The sequence below is a fragment of the Lysobacter sp. genome (genome assembly GCF_035655815.1).
Classification (GTDB): domain Bacteria; phylum Pseudomonadota; class Gammaproteobacteria; order Xanthomonadales; family Xanthomonadaceae; genus Lysobacter_J.
This window is the reverse complement of sequence record NZ_DASRTS010000044.1, coordinates 81,767-106,495: the sequence shown is the minus strand read 5'-3', so window position 1 is coordinate 106,495 and position 24,729 is coordinate 81,767. Positions and strand designations below refer to the sequence as shown.

Below are 24,729 nucleotides of genomic sequence, written 5' to 3'. Positions count from 1 at the left end.
CCGGCGGCCCGCGTGGGGGCGGTCGTCCCGGCGGTGGTCGCGGTCCCCGCGGCTGATCGACGGCAGGCATGAACAACAGGGCGCTTCGGCGCCCTGTTTCTTTTCACGGCCTCAAACGCACCGTGGACCTCAGCGGATCAGCGCCGGCTGCGCGTCGTACCACTGCCTGGCGCGTACCAGGTGGAAATCGCGCTTGCCGTTGTTCACCGCCACGCCGCAACTCAGCACGCCCCATTGCGCGTACAGGCTGCCGGTGCGGTTCTTGCCCTGCAGGCGCAATCGCGCCTTGACGTCATAGCGCTGGTTGCTTGCCTGCAACCGGTCGAGGGTGAGCGTCTGGCCGCTCCACTGCACATCACCACTGGCGCGGGCTTGGCCCGAGTCCACCAGGCGGAACACCCACTTCGGGTACTCGCGTTGGCGCGAGAACAACGACAGCAGGAATCCGACATCCTTCATCTCGATGTTCGCGCGACTGCTCACCTTCATCGGCTGATCCCAGTCCATGCGCGCACGTTGCAGATCGATGCGCGCCCACCATCCGCTGCGTGATTCGCCGCCCGGTTCGGTGAAGCTGATGTCGTCCAGCCGGATGCGGCTGCCATCGATGTTGAAGTTGTGCTCGCCCAGATCCGCACGCCGCAGTCGCGTGTCGATGTCGACGTTGCCGCGCAGTGCCAGGCCGGCCAGGTGCATGCGCGTGTCGCGGCCACGCACACGCATCGTGCCGGTGCCGATGTCGCCTGCTCCGTCCAGCGTCACGTCGCCATCTAGCGTGCCCGCGCCGCCGTCGAAGCGCATGTGATCCACGGGCAGGTAACGGTTGTAGGCGCGCAGGTCGGGCACCTTCGCATCGGCAAATGTGAGGTGCGCGCGCAATGTGTTACCCACCTGCTTCATGCCGCCCGGGTGGCGCAGCTTCTGGCGATCCACGCCGGACAGCGTCTCCAGGTTCAGCCGAAGGTCCTGGCCCTGCACGTATGGACGCGACGGCGCATCGTCGGCCGCGATGTCGAAGCGCTCCATCACCAGTTCGAGCCTGGGCAGCAGCTGCGAATCCGCACCGGCATCGAGGCGGCCTTCGGCACGCGCACGTCCCTGGATGCGGTTGCCCATCACGTGCGCGACCGCCTGCACTTCGGGCACTCCGACCCGGCTGCCGGCGCCCACCTTGCCGTCGACCAGCCGCACGTCCGCATCGACCATGCCGGAACCGTCGAGCGACAACCAGGACGCATCGGTAAAGAAATTCCCCAGCCACTTCAACGACGCGAACTGCCAGCGCCCGACCACGTGGCCCGACGTCCTCGGCAGCAGGGAGCGCACATCCTGCAATGGCACGGTCGTGCCGCGCACGGTCAGATCCGCATCCAGCGACAACGGGCTGCTCGGCTGCGCGGGTGCCTTTGCCGTGAAGTGGACGTCACGGTCCACGTTCAGTGCCACGTCCAGCGCAGCGTTGCGCGCCTGACCGGTGAAATCATTGCCGCTGATCGGCACGTTCCAGCGCAGCGTGCTGCCCGGCGTGATCGCGCCTCGCGCAAAGCCCAGTTTCGCGTGCGCCGCGCCCTGCGCCGGCACGGTCGAAAGCGCCAATCGTCCGTTGGCGTCCGGTGCCGCACGCAATCCTGCCGCCTTGCCGTCCAGCGCCAGGTCGGCGTCCATCATCAGCAGCCTGCGAATGCCGGCCGCCTGGTCGCGGGTGTGACGCGCCATCGCAAAGCGCGCATCGATGCGTGCATCGTGCACCAGCTCGTTGCGGCCCATGCGCAGGCGAGCGCGCTCGAAATGCGCCGTGGATGGCAGCATCTCCAGCGCTCCGCCGCGCAACTGCTTGAAGAAGCCCACCTGCGCCTGCCCCGTTCCTTCCAGCACCAGGTCGCCATAGCGGCCACCGCGGACGGAATCGCTGTGGATGCGGTCGAAGGCGAGCACCCAGCCGCCGGCACGCACCGGTGGCGGCGTCTGGCGCGACCCGACCATTTCGACCGAACCGGTCACCTCGACAGCCTCCACGTCCGGCACGCGCACTTCCTTGCGCAGCAGCGGCCAGATCCGCACGTGTCCTTTCGCGCGCGCCGCCTGAACGACCCAGCGCGTGCGGCCCGCCTGCCCTTGCATGCGCACGTCCCACACCGCCACATGGCCCGGCCACCAGGTCACACCGGGGCCCCATTCGATCCGGAACTTCTCCGGCTTGCGGTTCGCGGTCCACTCCCCGATCGGTGTGTTGATGAAGATGTTGCCCGCGACCAGATAACCCACGTACACCGCGAGCAACGTCACCGCGCCACGCCGCAACCACCGGCGGGTCGTCGGAGGGATGCGCTCAACCAGCCGCGCCAGGGGCTGCCGATCCTTCGGGGCGCTGTTCATGGGCCGAGCATAGCCAAACTTCCATGCCGGGCATGCACACGCAGAACACAGGGCCGCCCGGCCCTGCCGAACGGCTGCGCGACGAGCCGGTCAGTGTCGGGACAGCGGTGCCATGTGCGGGTGCACGAGCCGCTCGAAATCGTGCCATTCCATCCGCATCAGTTCCCGATGGTTGCCGGCATTGAACGCGATGGATGCGTCGTCGCCCAGGCTTTCGTCCGCGTAGACGGGCATGTTGTACAGATTGCCGAACGGCGGCATGGCGCCCACCTCGCATTCCGGAAAGCGGTCCTTGAATTCGGATTCGCTGGCCAGCGCCACTTCGCGCGCGCCACTGGCCTCGCGCAACAGCGAGAGGTTGAGCCACTCGTCCGATGGCACCACCGCCATCGCCAGTCGGCCGTCGATGCGCACCATCACGGTCTTGGCCATTTCATGCGCATCGAGGTGCGCGCTGGCCGCCGTGGCTTGCGCGGTGAAGGCATGTGGATGGGTCATCGTGTCGTAGGCGACACGATGGGTCTGCAGGAATTTCTCGAGACGTGGTGACGACATGGCCTGTCTCCTCAAGAAGGCGGAGGCCGGACGCGTCGTGCGGGGCAAAGCGGGCGCGGCGCGCCGGCGTCCCTGTCTGCGCCAAACGAAGGGGCCGCGCGATGCGCGGCACCGACAGTGTAGTCCCGTTGTGCAGCGCGCGGTCCGGTGTCCGGATGGCTCGGGGCTTGCATGGACGCGGCGCATGCCCCGCACGCGCGCGGATGACGTATTCAGCGAAGCTCGAAGGCGTCGGCGTCGAGCATGGCCGGGAAGCGCTCGCGGTGCGCCGCGAGTTCCCTGGCGAGCAACGTGGTGGTGACCACGACTTCCTCATCGGCGCACTCGCTCACCGGGTGGCCGAGGAAATCGATGACGGCGCTGTCGCCCGCATAGTGCAGGCCGTTGCCATCGTTGCCGACGCGATTGACCGCGGCCACGTAGCACAGGTTCTCGATGGCGCGCGCGCGTAGCAGCGTCTTCCATGCGTAGGCGCGCGCGGACGGCCAGTTGGCGACGAACACCAGCAGGTCGTAATCCGGCTGGTTGGGCCGTTCCACGTTGAAACGGTTGCGCGAGAACACAGGGAAGCGCAGGTCGTAGCAGACCATCGGGCAGATACGCCAGCCCTTCCACTCCAGGGTAAGACGGTCGCGACCGGCGGCGTAGCGCTCATGCTCGCGCGCATAGCGGAACAGATGACGCTTGTCGTACGTGCGCAGCGCACCGTCCGGGGTGGCGAACAGCAACCGGTTGAATACGCCATCGTCGGTGCGCAGTTGCACGCTGCCCATCACCGCGGCATCCAGGCGCGCGGCCTGCTTCGCGATCCACGACACGGTCGGCCCGTGCATGGTTTCCGCGTCGCCGATGGCGTCGTTGGAGAAACCACTGGTGAACGTCTCCGGCAGGATCACCAGATCGGTCGTGCCGCGCAGCGGTGCGATCAGACGCCCGTAGTATTCGCGATTGCCGGCGGGGTCATGCCAGCGGGTGTCGCCCTGGACGAGAGTGACGCGGAGGTCGTTCATTGCATTACCCGGATGAGTGATCTGGATTTTGTTGCCGTCATTCCCGCGAAGTCGCGGATCCAACCGTCCGATGCGTCACGCTCGCCGGAAGACGTGAGGCGTCGGAGGCATCGATTCCTTCGCGGAAGTGACGGCAGGAAAGCACACATGCGCGCGTTAAAGTTTCCGCAACCGCTCGATCGCCTTGTCCAGCGTCGCCTCGTTTTTCGCGAAGCACAGGCGTGCCAGGCGCTGGCCCGTCGGCGGGGATTCGTAGAACGGAGACAGCGGGATCGCGGCGACTCCCTTCTCCACCGTCAGCCAGCGGCAGAACGCGAGATCGTCCAGGTCACTGACGTCGGAGTAATCGACCAGCTGGAAATACCCGCCCGGCACCGGCAACGGCTTGAGCCGGGTGGTGAGCAGCTGCTCGCGGAAACGGTCGCGCTTGGCCTGGTAGAACGCGCCGAGCTGTTCGTAATGTTCCGGTTCGGCCTCGATCATCTCGGCGAATGCCCACTGCGCCGGGGCGAACGTGCAGAAGGTGTTGTACTGGTGAACCTTGCGCAGCTCCGCCGAAAGCTGCGGCGGTGCGATGCAGTAGCCGATCTTCCAGCCGGTGCAGTGGTAGGTCTTGCCGAAGCTGGAGACCACGAACGCGCGTTCGCGCAGTTCCGGATAGCGCAGCACGGATTCGTGGCGACGGCCATCGAACACGATGTGCTCGTACACCTCGTCCGACAGCAGCCAGATGCCCATATCGCGCAGCAATGCGGTGAGCTGCGCGATGTCTTCGGCGGTGAACATAGCGCCGGACGGGTTGTGCGGCGAGTTGATCATCAGCAGGCGCGTCTTCGGCGTGACCGCAGCACGGATGAGGTTCCAGTCCGGCGCGAACGTCTGCGGATCCAGCGGTACATGCACGGCGCGGCCGCCGGCCAGATCGATGGCCGGTTCGTACGAGTCGTAGCAGGGATCGAGCACGATCACCTCCTCACCTGGCCGCACCACGGCGGCCACCGCATCGAAGATCGCTTCGCTCGCGCCTGAGCAGACGGTGATCTCGGCATCGGCGTCGGGACGATGGCCGTAGCAGCGCTCGGTCTTGGCCGCGATGGCCTGGCGCAGCGCCGGAATTCCGGTCATGGGCGCGTACTGGTTCTTGCCCTCGCGCATCGCGCGGTCCAGTGCCTGGATCAGCCGCTGCGGCACATCGAAATCGGGGAAGCCCTGGCCGAGGTTGACCGCGTCGTGCTCGAGCGCGAGCTGCGACATCACGGTGAAGATGGTGGTGCCGACCTTGGGCAGCTTGGTTTGCAGGGTCATCGCGGTGGGGGGAATCGAAACCGGAAAGTGTAAGGATGCCTGTCATTGCACGTCATGACGAAACCTCATCACCGGATGGCCGGCCGCCATCGGCCACGGTTTGCACGGCGCGGGCGCACCGACCACACTTTGGGCATGCGCGAGTTGCAGATCGTCGATGCCGCCGAACTGGCGTCCGCCTATGCCGTCGCGGAGTACGCGGCCGTGGTGGACGCAGAGCCGCTGCCCCTGCGGGTGGGTCGCCGTGCCACCGACCTGGAGGCCTACGTGCCGGCGGCGCGCTATGCCTTCATCACTGCGTGGAACCCGGCCTCGCGGCCGCGCTCCGACGCCGCCAACCAGGCCGCCGACCGGCTGCTGGTGGCCCAGCTCGACGCCCTGGGCGTGGTGCGCCACCCCGCCTGGGCACAGGATCCGCAGGGCGAGTGGCACGAGCCCGGCTGGCTGGTAGCCGACCTGCCTGAAGACGACCTGCTGCGTTTGGCGGTGGAGTTCGGCCAGGCGGGCGTGCTCGACTGGCCGGCAGGCGAGCCGGTGCGGCTGCGCATGCTGATGCCTCGCCCGCAGGCGGTGCGCAGCCCCGCGGATACGGATTGGGTCGCGGGCTGACCCGGCGTGCCCGCGCACGGCGCGCCCGCCTGACCCGGCCAAACGGTGCGACAGGGCCGTCGCATTAGAATGGCACCCTCGCGGCCGCCGGCCGTCCATACGCATTCGATGACCTCCGACCGACCCGCCCCGCCGCTGCTGGCAGCCCGAGGCCTGCGTTTTGCGCGCAACGACGAGCCGGTGTTCGGCCCGCTCGACTTCAGCGTCGACGCGGGCGAAGCCCTGCTGGTGCAGGGCGACAACGGTGCCGGCAAGACCACCCTGCTGCGCGTGCTGGCGGGGCTGCTGCGGGCCGATGCTGGCGAGGTCGATCTGGACGGCGAGCCGGCCGGCATCGCCCGCCGCGCGCGGGCCATCGCCTACCTGAGTCACCTGCCCGGCCTGAAGGCCGACCTGAGCGCGATGGAGAACCTGGATTTCCTGTGCGGCCTGCATGGCCGTCGTCGCGCCCAGCTGCCGGAAAACGCCCTGGGCATCGTGGGCCTCGCCGGCTACGAGGACGCCCTGGCACGACAGCTGTCCGCCGGCCAGAAGAAGCGCCTGTCGCTGGCCCGCCTGTGGATGTCGCCTGCACCGCTCTGGCTGCTGGACGAGCCCTACGCCAACCTGGACCTGGAAGGCATCGAACTGGTCAACCGCATGGTCCAGGCCCACCTGCGCGAAGGTGGTGCCGCCCTGGTCACCACGCACGGCGCCTATGCCGCACCGCCGGTGCGGACCCGGATGCTGGTGCTTTCCCGGCGGGGCGGCGCGGCCGAACCCACCACGGGGACCGCGGCATGAGTGCCACGACCCCCAGCCTGATCGGCGCCGCCCGCGCGCTGCTGGTCCGCGACCTGCGCCTGCTCTGGCGCCGACGTGGCGATGCGCTCCAGCCGGCCCTGTTCGCGCTGCTGGTCGTCGTGCTGTTCGCCCTCGCCCTGGGCGGCGAGCAGGACGCCCTGTCGCGGGTCGCCGGCGCCGTGCTGTGGGTGGCCGTGCTGCTGGCCGGCCTGCTGTCGCTGGACACCCTGTTCCGCGGCGACGCGGAGGATGGCTCACTCGAGCAGTGGATGCTGGCGCCGGTGCCCCTGGCGTGGCTGGTCGGCGTACGCACCTTCATGCACTGGGCCACGACGGCCCTGCCGCTGCTGGTGGCCGCGCCGTTCCTGGGCGAACTGCTCCACCTGCCGCGCGCGCAACTGCCGGTGCTGCTGGTCTCGCTGGCACTGGGCACACCGCTGCTCAGCCTGCTGGGCGCGGTGGTCGCGGCCCTGACGGTCGGGATGCGGCGCTCCGGTATACTCGTGGCCCTGCTGGCGCTGCCGTTGTACGTACCGGTGCTGGTGTTCGGCGCAGGCAGCGTCGCTGCCGCCGCGCAGGGGCTGGATCCGACGGGCGCGCTGCTGTTGCTGGGTGCGGGACTGGCGGTGGCGCTGGTGCTCGCGCCGCTCGCCGCGGCGGCCGCAATCCGCATCGCGCTGAACTGAAGACGAAAACGGCACGTCACTTGAGCCAGGTCAACCCCGTGACCGCCACCGTCGAGACAATCCGCCGCCACCCGCCGTTGTCCGGTCCGATGAACCGGAAGCGCACCGAGAAACGATGAATCCGATCATCCGCTGGTTCCACAAACTCGGCTCGCCCCCGTACTTCGACAGCTTCGCCGCGCGCTGGGCGCCCTGGGGTTACGTCCTGGGCCTGCTGATCATGGCCTGGGGCGTGTACGGCGCGCTGTTCCAGGTGCCGGCCGATTACCAGCAGGGCGACAGCTTCCGCATCCTCTACATCCATGTGCCCAGCGCGTGGATGAGCATGGCCGTTTTCGGTTTGATGGCCTTCTACGCGGCCATCGCCCTGGTCTGGCGCATCAAGCTGTGCGAGATCCTGGCCATGGCCTGCGCGCCGATAGGCGCGGCCTTTACCCTCATCACGCTGCTCACCGGCTCCATCTGGGGCAAGCCGATGTGGGGCACCTGGTGGGACTGGGACCCGCGCCTGACCACCGAGCTGATCCTGCTGTTCCTCTATCTGGGCGTGATGGGCCTGTACAACGCCATCGACGACCGGCGCTCCGCCGCCCGGGCCGCGGGTCTGCTGGCGATCGTCGGCGTGGTGCTGCTGCCGGTCATCCGCTACTCGGTGGTGTGGTGGAACTCGCTGCACCAGGGCCAGACCATCCGCGTGTTCGGCGAGTCCAGCATGGATAGCAGCATGATCGGGCCGCTGCTGTGGATGATCGTCGGCACCAAGCTGTGGTTCGTCGGCGCCCTGCTGGCGCGCGCGCGCGCCGACAACCTGCGCCGCGAGAGCGGCAAGGCGTGGGTGGCCGCCCTCTCGCAGGGGAAGCAGGCATGAGCTATCAGAACTACGTCATCGCCGCCTATGCGGTGTTCGTGATCGTGCTGGGCTGGGACTTCGTGAGCACCCGCCTGCAGATCCGACGCGAACTGCGTGGCGCACGCTTGCGCGCCGCGCGCGAAGCCGCACGTCCAGGCAAGGACGCCGCCCGGGAACTGACCCGATAACCCGTCCGACACCGTCCGTCCGAAGAGACCTGTCTTGATGAATCCCGTACGCCGCCGTCGTCTGCTCTGGGTGATCGCCCTGGTCGTGGCCGCCGGCATCGCCACCACACTGGTCGCGATGGCCCTGCAGCGCAACATCGCTTACCTCTACACGCCCAGCGAAGTGTTGCGCGGTGAAGCCGGAGAGCACGCACGCTTCCGTCTGGGCGGCATGGTCGCCGCGGACTCGTTCAAGCGCGCGCCGGGCTCGCTGGAAGCCACGTTCCGCGTCACCGACGGCGATGCGCAGATGCCCGTGCGCTACACCGGCATCCTGCCCGACCTGTTCCGCGAGAAGCAGGCCGTGGTCGCCACCGGCCGCATGCAGGGCGACACCTTCGTCGCCGAGGAAATCCTGGCCAAGCACGACGAGACCTACATGCCGAAGGAAGTCGCCGACAAGATGGGCGTCGCGCACAAGAAGCATGATGTGGCCACGCCGACGGCCGAGGAGGGGCGTAATTGATGGCGCAGGCGAATCCCCCCTGCCCCCCTTTTTCAAAGGGGGGAGACATCCCAGGCGCTGATGGCGTCCGGGCGGCCAGCGCGTTCTTTCCATCCTTGAAAAACGCCGTTGCTCCCTCGCTGGAGGATGCCACCGCTGCTTTCACCTCCTTGCAACAGGAAGCCGACGCCTCTCTTCCCCCTTTGAAAAAGGGGGATCGAGGGGGATTCGCCGTGCCTTTCGCCGGAGCGCCCCATGCTTGGTGAACTCGGACAGGTCGCGCTGATCCTCGCGCTGCTGGTCTCGCTGCTGCAGGCCGCGCTACCGCTGGCCGGCGCGCAACGCGGCGTCGCGCCGTGGATGGCCGTGGCGCGTCCCGCCGCCTACGCGCAGCTTGCACTGGTCGGTATCGCGTTCGTGGTACTCACCCACGGCTTCGTCACGCAGGATTTCTCACTGCGCTACGTGGCCGAGAACAGCAATTCACTACTGCCGGTGATGTACCGCTACACGGCGGTGTGGGGATCGCACGAAGGCTCGCTGTTGCTGTGGGCGCTGATCCTGGCCCTGTGGACGGGGGCCGTCGCGATGTTCTCGCGCAGCCTGCCCAACGACGTGGTCGCCCGCGTGCTCGGCGTGATGGGTTTGGTGAGCGTAGGCTTCCTCGCCTTCCTCATCTTCACCAGCAACCCGTTCCAGCGCCTGCTGCCGGCCGCCGCCGAAGGGCGCGACCTCAATCCGCTGTTGCAGGATCCCGGCATGGTGATCCATCCGCCCATGCTGTACATGGGCTACGTGGGTTTCGCCGTGCCGTTCGCCTTCGCCATCGCCGCGCTGCTGGACGGCAGGGTCGATGCCCGATGGCTGCGCTGGACGCGTCCGTGGACCAACGTCGCCTGGGCGTTCCTCACGCTCGGCATCGCGCTGGGTTCGTGGTGGGCGTACTACGAACTGGGCTGGGGCGGCTGGTGGTTCTGGGATCCGGTCGAGAATGCGAGCTTCATGCCGTGGCTCGCCGGTGCGGCGCTGCTGCATTCGCAGGCGGTTACCGAAAAGCGCGGCAGCTTCCGCGGGTGGACGCTGCTGCTGGCCATCGCGACGTTCTCGCTGTCGCTGCTGGGCACGTTCCTGGTGCGCTCGGGCGTGCTGACCAGCGTGCATTCATTCGCGGCCGATCCGACCCGCGGCCTCTTCATCCTGATCTTCCTGGGCCTCGTCGTGGGCGGTTCGCTGCTGCTGTATGCATTGCGTGCGCCCTCGGCCGAAGACGGCGGCAAGCCATTCGAACCGACTTCGCGCGAAACGCTGCTGCTGGCCAACAACCTGCTGCTTTCCACCGCGTGCGCAATGGTGCTGCTGGGCACGCTGTACCCGTTGCTCGCCGACGCGCTGGAGCTGGGCAAGATCTCGGTAGGCCCGCCGTACTTCGCGCTGATGTTCGTGCTGCTGATGGCACCGCTGGTGGCGTTGCTGCCGTTCGGTCCGCTCACCCGCTGGCAGCGTGAGCAGGTGTCCAGGCCGCTGGCGATGCTGTTGCCCTGGGCGGGCCTGGCGCTGGTGCTGGGCGCGGTCGCGTTCTTCCTCGCGCCGCAGTCGCCGTGGAAGGTCGCGGCGGGCGTGCTCGGCGCCGCATGGGTGCTGTTCGGCACGTTGCGCTTCGTGATCACCCGCGTGCGCAGCCAGACCAGCGGCCAGCGCTTCACCGCCGAGATGCTCGGCATGACGCTGGCGCATTTCGGCATCGCCGTGTTCCTGGTCGGCGCGCTTCTCACCGAAGGATTGACCCAGCAGCGCGAACTCGCGGTAGCGCCGGGCCAGACGGTGGAACTGGGTCGTTACGCGTTCCGCTTCGATGGCGCCACGCATTCGCAGGGTCCGAACTACGAAGCCGACCGCGGCACCGTCACCGTGTTCCGCAACGACAAGCCGCTCACCGTGATGCATCCGGAAAAGCGCGCCTACGCCAGCGGCGGCCAGGTGATGACCGAGGCCGCCATCGCGCGCGGCGTCACCCGCGACTTGTATGTCGCGCTGGGCGAGCCGCTAGGCGGCGGATCGTGGGCGCTGCGCGTGCACATCAAGCCGTTCGTGCGTTGGATCTGGGCCGGCGCGCTGTTGATGATGGCGGGCGGACTGGTGACCGCGACTGACCGTCGCTTCCGTCAAAAGACGGTGCTCTCCGAGAAGCTGGTGCCGCCTGTCGCCCCCGCACTTGCAACTAGCGGCGGTGCGGCCTTCTTCGAACATGAGTGGCACAAGCGAAACGCCGCCGGGACTGACCGTGGCAGCTTCGATACTGACGGAGACGACGCATGAAGCAGACTGCTCGCTGGGTGCCACTGGTGGTCGTCGCCGCACTCGGCGTGCTGCTCTTTGCGGGCGTGATGCTCAGCCGCAACCCGAACCGCGAAGCCCTGCCCTCGCCGCTGATCGGCAAGCCGGCGCCGGCCTTCCGGCTGCCGGTGCTGCACGAACCCGGCCGGCTGGTGAGCGACAAGGACCTGCGCGGCGCGCCGTACCTGCTCAACGTCTGGGGCAGCTGGTGTCCGGCGTGTCGCGACGAGCATCCGGTGCTCACGCGCTTCGCCGAAACCAAGCGCCTGCGCGTGATCGGCTTCAACTGGAAGGACGAACACGCCGACGCGATGCGCTGGCTGGAGCAGTTCGGCAATCCGTACTTCATGGTCCTTGCCGATTACGAAGGCAAGGCTGCCATCGACTGGGGCATCTACGGCGCACCGGAGACCTTCCTGGTCGACGCCGGCGGCGTGGTGCGCTGGAAGTACGTCGGCCCGCTGACCGACGCGGTCATCCAGAAGGAACTGCTGCCGCGCGTGGCCCAGCTCGATGCGGGCAAGCCGCTGTGATGCGCTCGCTGCTGCTCGCGTTCGCACTGCTTCTGGCCGCGGGCACCGCGCTCGCGCAGACCGCCACCGACGCCGCTCCGCTGACCTTCCGCGACCCGGGCGAGGAGCGCCGCTTCCACGTGCTGGTCAGCGAGCTGCGTTGCGTGATGTGCCAGAACCAGTCCCTGGCCGATTCCAATGCGCAGATCGCGGTGGACCTGCGCCGTGAAGTGCTGGAGCTGATGCGCCAGGGCAAGAGCGACGCGCAGATCAAGGAATTCCTGGTTGCGCGCTATGGCGAATTCGTGCTGTACCGCCCTCAGGTGGAATCCAAGACCTGGCTGCTGTGGTTCGGCCCGGCGCTGGTGTTGCTGGCCGGCGGCGTGCTGGTGATCGGCGCGGTGCGCCGGCGTTCGCGCGGCGCGACGCCCGCGACGACCGAACGCAACGAAGAGCAGGAGTGGTGATGACGGCGGGGGTGTGGGGTTTCGTGGCCGCGGGCCTGGTGCTGGCGGTGCTGACGCTGGCTTACGTACTGCGCCCGTTGTGGCGCACGCGCCGCGTGGCTGGACTCGCGGTGGTCGCCGGCCTGACGTTCGCCACCGGCCTGACGTACTTCGCCATCGGAACGCCGGCCGCACTGGATTCGGCGCAGCGGCGCGCGCCGGAAACGCTGGCCGATGCCATCAGCCAGCTTGAGGCGGAACTGAAGCGCGATCCCAACCAGATCGAAGGCTGGCGCCTGCTCGGCCGCGCATACGTGGCCGAAGGCAACACGAAGAAGGCGGCGGACGCGCTCGGACGAGCCCTGAAGCTTTCGCCCGACGATCCGGACCTGCTCGCCGAAACGGCCGAGATGCGCGCGCTTGCTGCGCCGCAGCGCCAGTTCGACGCCGAAGGCGTGGCCATGCTGCGGCATGCCATCGAAGTGCAGCCCATGCACCAGCGCGCGCGCTGGTTCCTCGGCATAGCCCAGCGACAGGCCAAACAGCCCGAGGAAGCGGCGCGCACCTGGGAGCCGCTGCTCGCCGTCGTCGATGCCGCTGCGGCCGAACCGCTGCGCGCCCAGATCGATGCCGCACGCAAGGAAGCCGGGCTTGCTCCGCTGCCGACGCCGGCTGCGTCCGCGTCCACGGGCGGGCTGAAGGTCAAAGTCACGGTTGCTCCGGCACTCGCCTCCAGGGTGCCGCCGAACGCCAGCCTGTTCGTGATCGCCCGCCAGCCCGGCGGCCCACCGATGCCGGTCGCGGCCGAAAAGCGCGCGGCGCGCGATTTCCCGCTGGAAGTGACGCTGGACGACGGCGACAGCCCGATGCCGACGCTGAAGCTCTCGCAGCTCGAACGCGTGGAAGTGCTGGCGCGCATCTCCGCCAGCGGCGACGCGACCCCGCAGGCCGGCGACCTGGAGGCGGTGGCGAAGCCTACAGGCAACACCGGCGTGATCGAACTGGTGATCGACACGGTGCGGCCGTAAGGCGGTCGGCTGGTGCCAACGAGGGATCAGCACTTTCCTGACTGATCATTCCCGCAACAGCGGGAATCGGCGTCGCTGCGTTGCTCGGCCATCCCCACGACCGCGGAATAAACCGTCGCTGGATTGTTCGGTCATTCCGCGAAAGCGGAAACCCAGCGTCACTGCATTGCGCGTCGTTCCGGCGAAGCGGGAATCCAGCGTTATGGTGTTGCTCGTCATTCCGCGAAGGCGGGGAATCCATCTCCCGCCGCATCATTCTCTCCGAAGACGTGATGCACGCCGACATGGATCCCCGCCTTCGCGGGGATGACAGCAATAGTGTCCGCCTTCGTAGCGGCGGCGAAAGAACGACGGCGCGGCCCGGGCAACGCCAGAAGCCGCGCCGGAGATGCGTGACGTCCCGGGTGCGCTCCGCTTACCCGGGCTACAAGGCTGACGCCAGCTTTTATCCGTCATTCCCGCGAAGGCGGGAATCCAACCTTCGGAGCCGCACCGCGCGGACTTTGCGGATGAGGTGATGCCACATCGGATTGGATCCCCGCCTTCGCGGGGATGACGAACATGGGTGCGAAACAGCAGCAGCGGCGATCCAGCACTGGGCAGGCGTAGCGGGCGTCAGTACCGGTGCGAGCGGATTCTGGTGGTCATCGCCGCCATCCATGGCGCCACACCTCGGCTCCGGATCGCACGGCCCGGCCATCCATGGGCGGGCGTTCAACCTGCCGCGCGGCATGCCGCATGTGCGGATTCGGATGGGTCATCGCTGCCATCCTTGGCGCCACGCTTTCGGCTCCGGATCGCCCGGCCCAGCCATCCATGGCCGGGCGTTCAACCTGCCGCGCGGCATGCCGCGCAAGCGGCAGGTTTCACCCTCACCCATTAAGCTTGTCGCATGACTGAATTCATTCCGCCCGGCACGCTCTGGTTCGACCTGCCCTCGCCGTTTCCAATGAAGCGCGGCGGCGCACTGCACGGTGCACGTCTGGCCTACGAGACCTGGGGCACGCTCAATGCGGCGCGCGACAACGCGGTGCTCATCGTCACCGGGCTGTCGCCGGATGCGCATGCGGCCAGCAACGCTGCGGATCCCTCGCCCGGCTGGTGGGAGCAGATGATCGGGCCTGGCAAGCCCATCGACAGCGATCGCTGGTTCGTGATCTGCGTGAATTCGCTGGGCAGCTGCAAGGGTTCGACAGGACCCGCATCCATCAACCCGGACACGGGCGAGCAATACCGGCTGGAGTTCCCGGAGCTGTCGGTCGAGGATGGCGCCGACGCCGCCGCGCACCTGGTGCGTGGACTCGGCATCGAATCGCTGGCCTGCATCATCGGCAATTCGATGGGCGGCATGACCGCGCTTGCGTTCCTGCTCCGGCACCCCGGACTGGCGCGCAACCACATCAACATCTCCGGTGCGGCCAAGGCGCTGCCGTTCTCCATCGCGATCCGCTCGCTGCAGCGCGAAGCGATCCGCCTGGATCCCAACTGGAACCAGGGTCATTACGACGACGATCGCTATCCCGAATCAGGCATGCGCATGGCGCGCAAGCTGGGCGTGATCACCTACCGCTCGGCGCTGGAATGGGACGGCCGCTTCGGCCGCGTGCGCCTGGATTCGGACCGCACGGACGACGAGCCCTTCGGCCTGGAGTTCGAGGTGGAGAGCTACCTCGAAGGCCACGCACGCCGCTTCGTGCGCCGGTTCGATCCCAACTGCTACCTGTATCTCAGCCGCTCGATGGACTGGTTCGACATCGGCGAGTACTGCACGCACCGCGGCAATGGCGAAGCCGACACGCGCGCCGGCCTGGCCAGCATCCGCGTGGAGAAGGCGCTGGCGATCGGCGTGCACACCGACATCCTGTTCCCGCTGCAACAGCAGGAGGAAATCGCCGAGGGGCTGCGCGCCGGAGGAGCGGACGCGACCTTCCTGCCGTTGCCCTCGCCGCAGGGCCACGATGCGTTCCTGGTGGACATCGCACGCTTCGGGCCGGCCGTGGCCGGATTCCTGAACGCCCTGCCGGTGGGCTCGCCCGTGGCGTCCGCCGGATAATGGCGTACCGTCACGAATTGATGCGATGCGGGAAGGCGCGCGCAGAACGCGCGTTAGAATCGCGGGCATGAACGCCGACGCGCTGCCCGACTTCGCCTTTCCCGGCCACGACAAGCTGGTCGCCGCCATCGACGCGGCGGTTTCGGCGGGCGACGAACACGCCGTCACCGCCGCGCTGCGCAGCACGCTGTGCGGCATGATCCGCGACCGCGACGTGCAGCTTCCAGCGTGCGTCCACGATCCCATCGACGACCACTACGCCCGCCGCGAGCTCTACCGCAGCCGGCGCCACGGCTACAGCGTCGTGGCGATGACCTGGGGCCCCGGCCAGGGCACGCCGGTGCACGATCATTGCGGCCTATGGTGCGTGGAAGGCGTGTGGGACGGCGAACTGGAGATCACCCAGTACGAACTGCTGGAACGCGATGGCGAGCGTTTCCGTTTCCGCGCCGCCGGCGGAATGCACGCTGGCCCGGGCAGTGCCGGCAGCCTCATCCCGCCGCACGAGTACCACACCATCCGCAACGTCAGCGACGACCAGGTGGCGGTATCGCTGCACATCTACAAGGCACCGATGGAGTCGTGCTCGATGTTCGTGCACAACGACGGCGAGTGGTTCGCCCGCGTGCCCAAGCGCCTGCAGACCGACCAGGCCGCCTGAGGCGTCGAGTTGACTTCCGGCACCTTGGCGCTCCCGCCAGGGCCGGTTAGCGTTGGCGCTTTGCGCAAGGAACCACGCCGATGCTGACCGATTTCCTGCTCGCCTCGTTGCACCACCTGCTGGTGTTCGGCCTGGTCGCGATGCTGGTGGCCGAATCGGTATTGCTCGGCGGCGCGATCGACCGCCGCGTGCTGCAACGGCTGGCCGGCCTGGACATGGGCTACGGCATCTGCGCGGTGCTGCTGATCCTGGTCGGCATCGGCCGCGTGGTGGCGGGCATCAAGGGCCACGATTTTTACCTGCACAACCCGTGGTTCCACGCGAAGCTGGGCACGTTCGTGGTGGTCGGCGTGCTCTCGGTCCTGCCGACCGTGCGCTTCCTGCGCTGGCGCAAGGCCGCCGCCGCAAATCCCATCTTCGTACCGGGCGATGCCGAGGTCGCCGGCATGCGCCGGCTGGTCCGCTTCGAACTGATCCTGCTCGCCGCCGTGTTCGTGTTTGCCGCGGCGATGGCCCGCCACGGCGGCCTGTGACTGCTGCGCCCGCGGCGCCCGGCCGCTATACTGCACGGCCGCGCCGGAATGGCGGAATCGGTAGACGCAGCGGACTCAAAATCCGCCGCCCTTAAAAGCGTGTGGGTTCGAGTCCCACTTCCGGCACCACTGCGAAAACCCGCGAGCGATCGCGGGTTTTTTCATGCGTCGCGTCGGACCACGAAGCGCGTTCGTCGCCAATCCGCCACCCTTCACGACCCCATCACCGGTCTGGATGGTTGCATTCGCATGTAGCCGGCGATCGCGATCCCATGCCATGAGATGTCCCACCGACACTCACCGCTCTGCCACGTCACGCACTGGCGAGCCGACGGCCCGGATTCGTTCGCCAGCCTGCACGTCCACGCCACGCAACCGCGCCGACCGATCTCACGCAGCGAGACGCGCGCACACGATGCTGATGCCATTCACAGGGGAACACGTCCATGTCGCATGACACCTTCTGCGCTTACGACGACGACGGCAATCGCTACACCGTCCACGTCCGTCGCACGTACATCGACGCGCGCGGCGTTGGCGGCATCACGCGGATCGAAGGATTTCGCTCGTACCACCTCAACGATGGCGACCCGGTAGACCAGCTGGATGACGATACGTACGCCATCGCGGGCAGTGGGGTGGCGCTGCGTGTGCGCCGTGGTGCGCTGGGCTGAGCGCGACGCAGTTCAGACGCCAGGGTGCACGCGCTGATAGCGCACTTCCACCGCCCTGGCGGCCTCGCCCTGAGGCGAGATGTTGGTCATCGTGATGACCAGATGGTCGCGGTCCGGCTGTTCGATCTCGATGCGCCAGTCCCATCTCGGGCCACCCTGCCCGTCGCCGTAACTTCCCAGCACGTTGAAATGCGGCGCAGTGGCAGGGCCGGCCGAGAACATGATGCTGGTGCCCGTACCGAAGCTTTCCACCCACGCGGACTCGTACGCGTTGTCGTCCAGGTGCAGGCCGTAGATGGCCAGGCCTTCGATCGGTTCGTCGCCGAAGCGGGTGCGGTATTCGTGCAGCAGGAAGCGGCCGTCGAGGATGCTGCGGATGGTGCCGCGCTGGGTGGACTCGCAGGCCAGGTGGTCCGGCTGGAACCACAAGCGGAACGTGCCCTCCCACTCGCCGACCATCTGCTCCAGCCGGCGATGGCCGCCGCCGGCAAGTGAGGCTTCGAATTCCTTCCTGCCCATGACGCCCTCCCGATCGAGAAGCGGATGCGGGACCCGCGCAAGCGCGGGTCAGGGCAGCAGGGTACCGAACACGACGCGGGCACGCTCGTCGTAGATGCGCAGCCACAGCGGTTGGCGGCACGATTCGGCGCAGCGCTTGGCCTGCGGCAACACGGCAGCCAGCGCGTCTTCGGCGCTGGAGTAATCCATGGAGGCTTCCGCAATCTGCTGCAGAAGCTCTCCACCATCATGACGGGACAGTTCGACGCGATACATTGGATGGGCCTTCCGGTAAGGGGGGTGCCGGATGAAGGGACGCGAAGGAACAGGTCGTAGCCTGCCTTGCCGGATCAGGCGGCACAGTCAGCCCGGGCTGCGCGGGCTTGTAAGACTTTCCCTACCCATTAAGGCTGCGGGAGCTGAACGTAATGACGAATCTGGTTGGCAAAGAAAACGCATGTGTCTGATTGCCATCGCCTGGCGCACGCATCCGCGCTACCGACTGGCGCTCATCGCCAATCGCGACGAAGCGCATGCTCGGCCCGCATCGCCGGCGGGATTCGATCCCGACGACGCATCCGTCTACGGGGGTCGCGACCTGCTCGCGGGTGGCAGCTGGCTGATGGCCTCCGTGCACGGCCGCCTGGCAGCGGTGACGAACGTGCGCGACGGCGCGGCGGAAGGCACGCGTCCGCAGTCGCGTGGCGCGCTGGTGCGCGGGTTCGTATCGGGACGCGAGGACGGTGCTGGGTTTCTTGCGTCGCTTGCGCCGAACGCCGCGGAGTACGGCCGCTTCAACATGCTGGCGTGGGATGGCGAGCGGCTCGGCTTCGCCGGCAACCACCCTTCGTTCCGGTCGCATGAAGTGGCGCCGGGCATGCATGCGATGTCCAACGGGGCCTTCGATGCGCCGTGGCCCAAGAGCGGTCACGCGTGCGCGGCGCTGGAAGCCTGGCTGAAAACCGATGTCGCGACGCAGGGCGCAACCGATGATGGCGCCCTCGCGCCGCTGTTTGACGCGCTCGCCGACACGACACCTGCGCCGGACGACAAACTTCCCGACACCGGGGTCGGTCTGGAACTGGAACGCCTGCTCTCGCCGCCGTTCGTACGCGGCACGAACTACGGCACGCGTTGCAGCAGCGTGGTGCTGGTCGAAGACCAGCGCATCACGTTCGTCGAGCAGAGCTACGGTCCGGACGGCGTGCGCCTGGGGCGCACGCGGGCGACGTTCGCGATCGATCAGCGGGACTGACGGGCGCCGCGGTCGCGGTGGATCCAGGCGCGAACCACCAGTGCCAGCAGGCCGGCGAACACCAGCCACGACACCACGTCGAACACGCCGTCGCCGATCAGCGCACTGACCAGCCCGACAATGCTGGCGAGCGCGATCCATGCAGGCGCGATGAACGGATTGCGGGGCGCGCTCATGGCTTGCTCCGCCCGCTTTCCGCGGGCCCGTTCTCGACCAGGCCGCTGCGCTCGATCTCGACGATGCGCGCTTCCGTGCTGCCGCGCTTGAACCACAGGTACAGGCCGCTGACCAGCACGGCGATGGTCAACAGGTCCAGCAGCGCCCACAGGATCTTCAGCGGCATGCCGCCGTAATCGCCGAAGTGCAGCGGCTGCGACAGCAGCAGCGTGGTCATGTAGCCGGGCAGCTGCGGCTGTGCCGTCAGTTCGCCCGTTTCGGCATCGATCAGCACCGGCCGATATAGACGCTCGGTCAGCGGCGTGTCGCCGTGCATGAAGACGCCGTAATGGTGATCGCCACTATAACCCGTGCCAGGGAAGCTGACGAAGGCCGGCTGCATGTCCGGCTCCGCCGCGCGCGCCGTGGCTACGGCCGCGTCCAGCGACGCCAGACGCGTGGGCCGCGGCCGGTTCTCGTACTGCCTGGCGAAGTCGCCGAGTTGTTCGGCCTGCCACGCCTGCTCCAGCGGCTGCGCGAGCGTGTTGATCGCGCCGGTGATGCCGACGACGAACGCCCAGCCCAACGTGACGATGCCGAGCACGTTGTGCAGGTCCAGCCAGGCGAGCCGCCGGCTGCGCCCGGTGCGCAGCGTGCCGAACTTCAGCTTGCGCATGAAGGGCCCGTACAGCACCAGACCCGAGACGATGGCGACCGCGAACAGCACCGCCATCGCGCCCAGGAACAACATGCCCGGCAGCCCGACGAAGAGGTCGGTATGCAACCGGTACAGGAAGTACATCACGCCTTCGTTGAACTGTGCGGCCGGCAGCACATCGCCGGTGTAGGCGTGCAGGATGGCGGTGTGCATCTCCGGCGGCGGCGTGTCGGGCCGCGCGCCGGTGTTGACGTACACGCTGGGCGAATGGTCGTCCCAGCCGAAGAACAGCGGCACGTCGCCCGGATACTGCGCCAGGGCCTTGTCCACCAGTTCGTCGAGGTTGGCCGGTTGCGCACCGGCAGCGGCCGGTGCGACTTCCGGCTCGGCGCCGGTGAGGTGGCTGATCTCCTCCCAGAACACCAGCGGCAAACCGGTGATGCACACCAGCAGCAGGAACAGCGTGCACACCAGACTGGTCCACTTGTGGACCAGGAACCAGGCCTTGAGCGTGTTGCGTTGCATTGCCGTCAGAAGCGGTACGTGACCGTGCCGACGATGGTGCGCATATTGCCGCTGAAGCAGTCGCCGAAATAGCGGCAGGGAGCGAAGTACTCCTTGTCGAACAGGTTGGTCACGTTGAGCGAGAACACCCAGCTCGGCATCTGCAGTTCCAGCATGGCGTCAGCCAGCGTGTAGCTGGGCGTGCGCAGCGAAGTCGTCGGGCCGGTGGACACGGTGGAACCGACGTAACGGCCGCCCAGGCCCGCACGCAGGCGCATGTCGTCGCCGACCTGGAAGCCCTTGGACAGCCACACGGAAGCCAGGTCCTGCGGCGTGTCGTTGAGCCGCTCGCCGACTTCCCACTCGATGTTGCTGCGGGTGATCTCCGCTTCGTTGTGGCTGATGCTGGCGGTGACGGTGAAGTCGTTGTCGAAGACGTACGTGCCTTCGAGCTCGATGCCCTGCGACTCGATCTCGCCCGTCTGCACGACGTTGAGGACGTTTTCGGGATCGTTGGTTTGGCGGTTGGTGTCGGTGATCTTGTAGATCGCCGCGGTGAACATGGCGTTGCGCGTGGGCTGCCACTTCACGCCCGTCTCGTACTGGTCGCCGCGCATCGGCACGAACGAATTCCCGTACAGGTCCTGGCCCAGCACGGGCAGGAAGGATTCGGTGTAGCTGAAATACGGCGAGAAGCCCGCGCCCACGTCGCCGATGACGCCGATGCGCCAGGTGGTCTCGCTGTCCGTCTGGTCCGGCAGGCCCTGCGTCTCCGAGACCACCCGGTCGCGGCGCGCGCCCACCACCACCGTGACGCGATCCGCCCAGCGGATCTGGTCCTGTACGTACGCGCCGGTCTGGGTGCTGCGCTGGTCCGGCAGCGGCGCGTATTCCGGAATGGTCACGCCGATGGATACCGGGTTGTAGACGTCGATAGGCGTGGTCGAGCCGGAGAACGTCGATGACTCCTCGCGGAAGTCGGTGTAGTCCACGCCGGCCAGCAGCACGTGCGCGAACGAACCGGTGGCGAAGTCGAACTGCAACGAGTTGTCCGCGGTCAGGATGCGGTTCTCGGGCTTGACGCCGTAGGTCAGGCGGTTCACCACACGCCTGTCTTCATCGATGAACGGGTTTTCCGGATTGTTGTAGGTGTCCGGAAAGATCTCGCGGAATTCGGTCTTCGAATCGATGTAACGCAGGTTCGAGCGCCAGGTCACCGTGTCGCTGAAGGCGTGGTCGAACAGCACGGTGGCGCTGGCGACGCGCGCATCGAGCTTGTCGAAGTCCTTGTCGCCCAGGAACGTCGATGGGTCGAGCCTGCGGCCCGGCGGGGCCTTCAGCGTCGCCGCCACCGGCAGGAACTGCTGGCTCGATGCGGTCTCGTCGCGCTGGTAGCTGGCCAGCACGGTCAGGTTGCTGCGCTCGCCGCGCCAGGTGATGGACGGCGCGATGTAGATGCGGTCGTCGTCGATCTCGTCGGTCTGCATGCCCGAGTCGCGTACCAGGCCGACCAGACGGCCCGCCACGTTGCCCGAGTCGCCCAGTTGTCCGGTGATGTCGCCCTGCAGCTGCTTGCGGTCGAAGTTGCCGATCTGCAGGCCGATTTCACCCGCATCCTGGAAGTTCGGACGCTTGCTGATCGCGTTGATGATGCCGCCGGCCGCACCGGCGCCATACAGCATCGACGACGGGCCGCGCAGCACTTCCACGCGCTCCAGGCCGTAGACCTCGGGACGGGCCATCGGGCTGAAGTTGTAGAGCTTGCGCATGCCGTCGACGTACTGCACCGGGTCCAGCCCGCGGATCGTGCTGCCGTCGCCGCGCGTGTCCAGGCCCCAGGCCTCGCCAGTGACGCCGGCGCTGTAGCGCAGCGTCTCCTGCAGGTTGCGCGCGCCGCGGTCGGTGAACAGCGCCGAGGTCACCACGCTCACCGATTGCGGGGTCTCCATCAGCGGCGTGTCGGTCTTGGTCGCGGTGGTCGCGCGTTCGGCGACCACGGTGACGCCGTCCAGTGCGTAGGCGTCGTCGCTGGATTGCGCTTGCGCGATGGCCGAAGCCAGCGCGGTCGGCGACATCAGCGACAGGATCAGGACGGTACGGCGGCGTTGAGCAGAACGGGACATCGGGTCGCTTTCCCCAGGCGAATCAAGGCGGCGGATTATGGTGACCGGCGGCCGCAAATGCAAATGATTATCAAGTACTGACGGCCGCCACACATCTGGGACGCAGCAGTGCACCCGCGCCGGATGCCACGACACCGGCCGAAACCTATGATGTGCGCATCCCCCGCACGTCCCCTTTCATGGACACCCTCCTTTACCTGATCGCGACTTACGGCCTGCTGGTCGTGTTCGTCAGCGTGTTCCTCGATCAGGGCGGGATTCCGGTCCCGGCGTATCCGCCCATCATCGTCACCGCGGCACTGGCCGTGGACCATGGCGAAAGCGTGTGGCCGATCCTGCTGGTCGCGGCCGTGGCCGCGGTGATGGCCGACTGGTTCTGGTACATCGGCGGCCGCCGGCTGGGAGCGCGACTGCTGCGGCTGATGTGCCGGCTTTCGCTATCGCCGGACTCGTGCGTGCTGATGACGCGCGGCATCTACGGCCGCTGGGGCGCGCCTTCGCTGATCGTCGCGAAGTTCGTGCCGGGCTTCGCCGCGGTGGCGACCACGCTGGCCGGCGAAACCGGTACGCGTCCGGGCCGGTTCCTGCTGTTCGACGGGATCGGCGCGTTGCTGTGGGCCGGCGTCGCCGTCGCGCTGGGCGCGGTCTTCCACGAAGCCGTGAACAGCGTGCTGGAGCGGCTGGAGGAACTGGGCCGCCTGGCGCTACCGGTGATCCTGGCCCTCATCGTCGCCTTCGTCGCGTGGAAGCTGGTACGCCGGCAGTTGTTCCTGCGCCAGCTGCGCATGGCGCGCATCACGCCCGACGAGTTGCGCGGCCTGATGGATGGCGGCAGCACGCCGTTGATCCTGGACGTCCGGCCGGAGGCGCAACGCGTGACGACCGGCTGGATACCGGGGGCCGTCTTCGTGCGCTCGCTCGGAGAAGCCGCGCTGATGCCCAACGACGAAGTGATCGTCTACTGCGACTGCCCGAACGAAGCCTCCGCCGCGGTGCTCGCGCGGGCGCTCAACCGGCGCGGCTTCAAGCGCGTGCGGCCGCTGGCCGGCGGGTTCGAGGCCTGGAAGAGCGGCGGCAACACGGTGGCCTTCGAGTAAGCGCGGACGGCGTCAGTCCCGCGCCCACGGCCACCAGCCCCGGCCCGTCCGGGCGTAGCGATCGGCCGCGCGCTCGAAGCGGTTGCGCACGCTGATGCCGCCGAGCAGCAGGTACAGCGGAAGGAACAAGGGCCCGAGCGCCAGGTACTGGTAGACGTGCGCGCGCTCGTGATCGGCCAGCACGATCGGTGCTTCGTCGCCGTGGCCGGCGCGATGCGCGTAGGTCACGCATGGCGAGTCGAGGCTGTCGCCGGTATGCAGGATCACGTTGCCGAAGGTGATGGCACCGCCCGGTCCCCACGGCCAGCGATGGAACACCAGCGCAAGCTCGCGCGCGCGCCAGTGCAGATGCGCGCCAAACGCCAGGCCGACCACACCCAGCAGCACGCCCAACAGCGTATTCGGCAGCGTCCATACCGCGCCCAGCGCCACCAGCAGTCGGAGCAGTGAAGTCGGGATTCGTGTCGGCATCGTCCAAGCCTAACGCGAGGGCATGTCGGTCACGTAGGCACGGCCGGATTCGAAACGGCGACGGATCTCGGCAATCGGCAGCGCCAGCCTGAGCTGGTAATGCGGACGGTCGACGAACCGTGGGTTGTCGCCACCCCACTCAAGACCGTCATCCATGCCCACCTCCGCCACGCGTTCGTACGAAGCTCCGTCCTGCAGATAACGACCGCGCGCATCGAACACTCCGACGTCCCATGCCACGCCGAAGTTGTGCAGGCTCTGGCCGCCGCGGGCATTCGTCACGACGGGTCCGGCATTGCCGTAACGGCCGCGCCGGAACAGCGCATTCTGTTCGGCATAGCTGCGCGTGCCCGAGAGAATGCGCACATGCTGGCCGGCCTCGAGCACACGGGCAAGAAACCGCCGTGCTGCGTCCTGCGCAGGCAGCAGCAAGGTCGCCAACTGGAATTCGCTGCGCGCATCGAAGTCGCCGACCTCTTGCCTGATGGCCACCGACGCCTGCTCGAATTCCAGCACTGCCTGTTCGGTCAGCGGGCCCCACCGCCCATCGAGTCGCCCGGTGTAAAGCCCCTGCACTTTCAGCAGGCGCTGGGTGAACAGCACGTCGCCCTCGAACAGGCGCTGGCTCATTGCGACGTCAGTCGCCTTCCGGGATGAGCAGCCACAGGATCAGGTAGACGAGGATGCCCGGGAACGCTGCGGAGATGATCGACAGCAGGACGTAGACCGCACGCACCAGCGTCGAATTCCAGCCGAAACGGCGTGCGATGCCGCCCAGCACTCCGGCGAGCATGCGATCGTGGCGCGAACGGGACAGTGTGCGGGTTGCGTTCATCGGACCGGCTCCCAGCCAATGCTTGCCGCGAGTCTAGCGAGCAGC

The 24,729-nt window shown here is 67.7% G+C and carries 28 protein-coding genes and 1 tRNA gene; 17 read left to right on the top strand and 12 right to left on the bottom strand.

Annotated features, from left to right (window positions below; genetic code table 11):
- Positions 1–129: 129 nt before the first annotated feature.
- From VFE83_RS12965 to VFE83_RS12950, 4 genes are all read right to left on the bottom strand, one after another.
- Positions 130–2,376, bottom strand: a complete 2,247-nt coding sequence (locus tag VFE83_RS12965; RefSeq protein WP_324906770.1) for a hypothetical protein — start codon at positions 2,374–2,376, stop codon at positions 130–132.
- 90 nt (positions 2,377–2,466) lie between these two features.
- Entirely contained in the window at positions 2,467–2,931 is a 465-nt protein-coding gene (locus VFE83_RS12960) for a YbaK/EbsC family protein (RefSeq protein ID WP_324906768.1), read from the bottom strand.
- A gap of 212 nt (positions 2,932–3,143) precedes the next feature.
- Positions 3,144–3,941 carry an amidohydrolase gene (locus VFE83_RS12955; protein WP_324906766.1) on the bottom strand — a complete coding sequence of 266 codons (798 nt, stop codon included), beginning with the start codon at positions 3,939–3,941 and terminating at the stop codon, positions 3,144–3,146.
- A 156-nt stretch (positions 3,942–4,097) separates the two neighbouring features.
- Positions 4,098–5,246 (bottom strand): pyridoxal phosphate-dependent aminotransferase, encoded by a 1,149-nt coding sequence (locus tag VFE83_RS12950; protein WP_324906764.1) that lies wholly within the window; start codon positions 5,244–5,246, stop codon positions 4,098–4,100.
- A gap of 135 nt (positions 5,247–5,381) precedes the next feature.
- Here VFE83_RS12950 and VFE83_RS12945 point away from each other — a divergent pair, with 135 nt between their 5' ends.
- From VFE83_RS12945 to VFE83_RS12875, 15 genes are all read left to right on the top strand, one after another.
- A complete protein-coding gene (locus VFE83_RS12945) occupies positions 5,382–5,855 on the top strand; it encodes a DUF3293 domain-containing protein (RefSeq protein ID WP_324906762.1) in 474 nt (157 codons plus the stop codon).
- Between the two features lie 108 nt (positions 5,856–5,963).
- Positions 5,964–6,638 carry a heme ABC exporter ATP-binding protein CcmA gene (gene ccmA, locus VFE83_RS12940; RefSeq protein WP_324906760.1) on the top strand — a complete coding sequence of 225 codons (675 nt, stop codon included), beginning with the start codon at positions 5,964–5,966 and terminating at the stop codon, positions 6,636–6,638.
- Positions 6,635–7,324 (top strand): heme exporter protein CcmB, encoded by a 690-nt coding sequence (ccmB, locus tag VFE83_RS12935; RefSeq protein ID WP_324906758.1) that lies wholly within the window; start codon positions 6,635–6,637, stop codon positions 7,322–7,324. Before ccmA ends, ccmB begins: the two co-directional genes overlap by 4 nt.
- A 115-nt stretch (positions 7,325–7,439) precedes the next feature.
- Positions 7,440–8,192 (top strand): heme ABC transporter permease, encoded by a 753-nt coding sequence (locus tag VFE83_RS12930; RefSeq protein WP_324906756.1) that lies wholly within the window; start codon positions 7,440–7,442, stop codon positions 8,190–8,192.
- Positions 8,189–8,362, top strand: a complete 174-nt coding sequence (gene ccmD / locus VFE83_RS12925) for a heme exporter protein CcmD (protein ID WP_324906754.1) — start codon at positions 8,189–8,191, stop codon at positions 8,360–8,362. The genes VFE83_RS12930 and ccmD overlap by 4 nt, the downstream gene beginning before the upstream one ends.
- A gap of 37 nt (positions 8,363–8,399) precedes the next feature.
- Positions 8,400–8,867, top strand: a complete 468-nt coding sequence (gene ccmE, locus VFE83_RS12920) for a cytochrome c maturation protein CcmE (protein WP_324906752.1) — start codon at positions 8,400–8,402, stop codon at positions 8,865–8,867.
- Positions 8,868–9,101: 234 nt separating this feature from the next.
- The gene (locus VFE83_RS12915) at positions 9,102–11,162 is read left to right on the top strand and encodes a heme lyase CcmF/NrfE family subunit (RefSeq protein WP_414674740.1); all 2,061 of its coding nucleotides are present in this window, start codon (positions 9,102–9,104) and stop codon (positions 11,160–11,162) included.
- Complete coding sequence (locus VFE83_RS12910; RefSeq protein WP_324906750.1) at positions 11,159–11,713, top strand: DsbE family thiol:disulfide interchange protein; 555 nt, start codon at positions 11,159–11,161, stop codon at positions 11,711–11,713. Before VFE83_RS12915 ends, VFE83_RS12910 begins: the two co-directional genes overlap by 4 nt.
- Positions 11,710–12,159, top strand: a complete 450-nt coding sequence (locus VFE83_RS12905; protein WP_414674739.1) for a cytochrome c-type biogenesis protein — start codon at positions 11,710–11,712, stop codon at positions 12,157–12,159. The genes VFE83_RS12910 and VFE83_RS12905 overlap by 4 nt, the downstream gene beginning before the upstream one ends.
- A complete protein-coding gene (locus VFE83_RS12900; protein ID WP_324906747.1) occupies positions 12,159–13,166 on the top strand; it encodes a tetratricopeptide repeat protein in 1,008 nt (335 codons plus the stop codon). The genes VFE83_RS12905 and VFE83_RS12900 overlap by 1 nt, the downstream gene beginning before the upstream one ends.
- An 892-nt stretch (positions 13,167–14,058) precedes the next feature.
- Entirely contained in the window at positions 14,059–15,219 is a 1,161-nt protein-coding gene (gene metX, locus VFE83_RS12895; RefSeq protein ID WP_324906744.1) for a homoserine O-acetyltransferase MetX, read from the top strand.
- Positions 15,220–15,286: 67 nt separating this feature from the next.
- A complete protein-coding gene (locus VFE83_RS12890; RefSeq protein WP_324906741.1) occupies positions 15,287–15,880 on the top strand; it encodes a cysteine dioxygenase family protein in 594 nt (197 codons plus the stop codon).
- Positions 15,881–15,960: 80 nt separating this feature from the next.
- Positions 15,961–16,413: a DUF2214 family protein gene (locus tag VFE83_RS12885; protein ID WP_324906739.1), complete on the top strand. Its 453-nt coding sequence runs from the start codon at positions 15,961–15,963 to the stop codon at positions 16,411–16,413.
- Between the two features lie 42 nt (positions 16,414–16,455).
- Positions 16,456–16,542 (top strand) — tRNA-Leu (locus VFE83_RS12880).
- A 317-nt stretch (positions 16,543–16,859) separates the two neighbouring features.
- Complete coding sequence (locus tag VFE83_RS12875) at positions 16,860–17,087, top strand: hypothetical protein (protein WP_324906737.1); 228 nt, start codon at positions 16,860–16,862, stop codon at positions 17,085–17,087.
- A gap of 12 nt (positions 17,088–17,099) precedes the next feature.
- Here VFE83_RS12875 and VFE83_RS12870 read toward each other — a convergent pair whose 3' ends face one another.
- Positions 17,100–17,606, bottom strand: a complete 507-nt coding sequence (locus VFE83_RS12870; RefSeq protein ID WP_324906734.1) for a DUF1579 domain-containing protein — start codon at positions 17,604–17,606, stop codon at positions 17,100–17,102.
- A 48-nt stretch (positions 17,607–17,654) separates the two neighbouring features.
- On the bottom strand, positions 17,655–17,795 hold the full coding sequence (locus tag VFE83_RS12865; protein WP_324906733.1) for a hypothetical protein: 141 nt from the start codon (positions 17,793–17,795) through the stop codon (positions 17,655–17,657).
- 97 nt (positions 17,796–17,892) lie between these two features.
- On the opposite strand from VFE83_RS12865, the gene VFE83_RS12860 reads away from it, so the two are divergent.
- On the top strand, positions 17,893–18,840 hold the full coding sequence (locus tag VFE83_RS12860) for an NRDE family protein (protein WP_324906731.1): 948 nt from the start codon (positions 17,893–17,895) through the stop codon (positions 18,838–18,840).
- On the opposite strand, the gene VFE83_RS12855 is transcribed toward VFE83_RS12860, so the two are convergent.
- From VFE83_RS12855 to VFE83_RS12845, 3 genes are read right to left on the bottom strand one after another with little or no spacing between them, the layout of a single operon-like run.
- Positions 18,828–19,016, bottom strand: coding sequence for a hypothetical protein (locus VFE83_RS12855; protein ID WP_324906729.1), 189 nt, complete (start codon positions 19,014–19,016; stop codon positions 18,828–18,830). The two genes, VFE83_RS12860 and VFE83_RS12855, sit on opposite strands and share 13 nt — an antisense overlap.
- A complete protein-coding gene (locus VFE83_RS12850) occupies positions 19,013–20,179 on the bottom strand; it encodes a PepSY-associated TM helix domain-containing protein (RefSeq protein WP_324906727.1) in 1,167 nt (388 codons plus the stop codon). The genes VFE83_RS12855 and VFE83_RS12850 overlap by 4 nt, the downstream gene beginning before the upstream one ends.
- A 5-nt stretch (positions 20,180–20,184) precedes the next feature.
- Positions 20,185–22,281 carry a TonB-dependent siderophore receptor gene (locus VFE83_RS12845; protein ID WP_324906725.1) on the bottom strand — a complete coding sequence of 699 codons (2,097 nt, stop codon included), beginning with the start codon at positions 22,279–22,281 and terminating at the stop codon, positions 20,185–20,187.
- 179 nt (positions 22,282–22,460) lie between these two features.
- On the opposite strand from VFE83_RS12845, the gene VFE83_RS12840 reads away from it, so the two are divergent.
- Positions 22,461–23,378 carry a DedA family protein/thiosulfate sulfurtransferase GlpE gene (locus tag VFE83_RS12840; protein ID WP_324906723.1) on the top strand — a complete coding sequence of 306 codons (918 nt, stop codon included), beginning with the start codon at positions 22,461–22,463 and terminating at the stop codon, positions 23,376–23,378.
- 12 nt (positions 23,379–23,390) lie between these two features.
- Here VFE83_RS12840 and VFE83_RS12835 read toward each other — a convergent pair whose 3' ends face one another.
- The 3 genes from VFE83_RS12835 to VFE83_RS12825 are packed head-to-tail and all read right to left on the bottom strand — an operon-like array spanning position 23,391 to position 24,684.
- Entirely contained in the window at positions 23,391–23,849 is a 459-nt protein-coding gene (locus VFE83_RS12835) for a hypothetical protein (protein ID WP_324906719.1), read from the bottom strand.
- Positions 23,850–23,858: 9 nt separating this feature from the next.
- Positions 23,859–24,479 carry a M15 family metallopeptidase gene (locus tag VFE83_RS12830; protein ID WP_324906717.1) on the bottom strand — a complete coding sequence of 207 codons (621 nt, stop codon included), beginning with the start codon at positions 24,477–24,479 and terminating at the stop codon, positions 23,859–23,861.
- Positions 24,480–24,486: 7 nt separating this feature from the next.
- Positions 24,487–24,684 (bottom strand): PspC domain-containing protein, encoded by a 198-nt coding sequence (locus VFE83_RS12825; RefSeq protein WP_324906715.1) that lies wholly within the window; start codon positions 24,682–24,684, stop codon positions 24,487–24,489.
- Positions 24,685–24,729 lie beyond the last annotated feature (45 nt).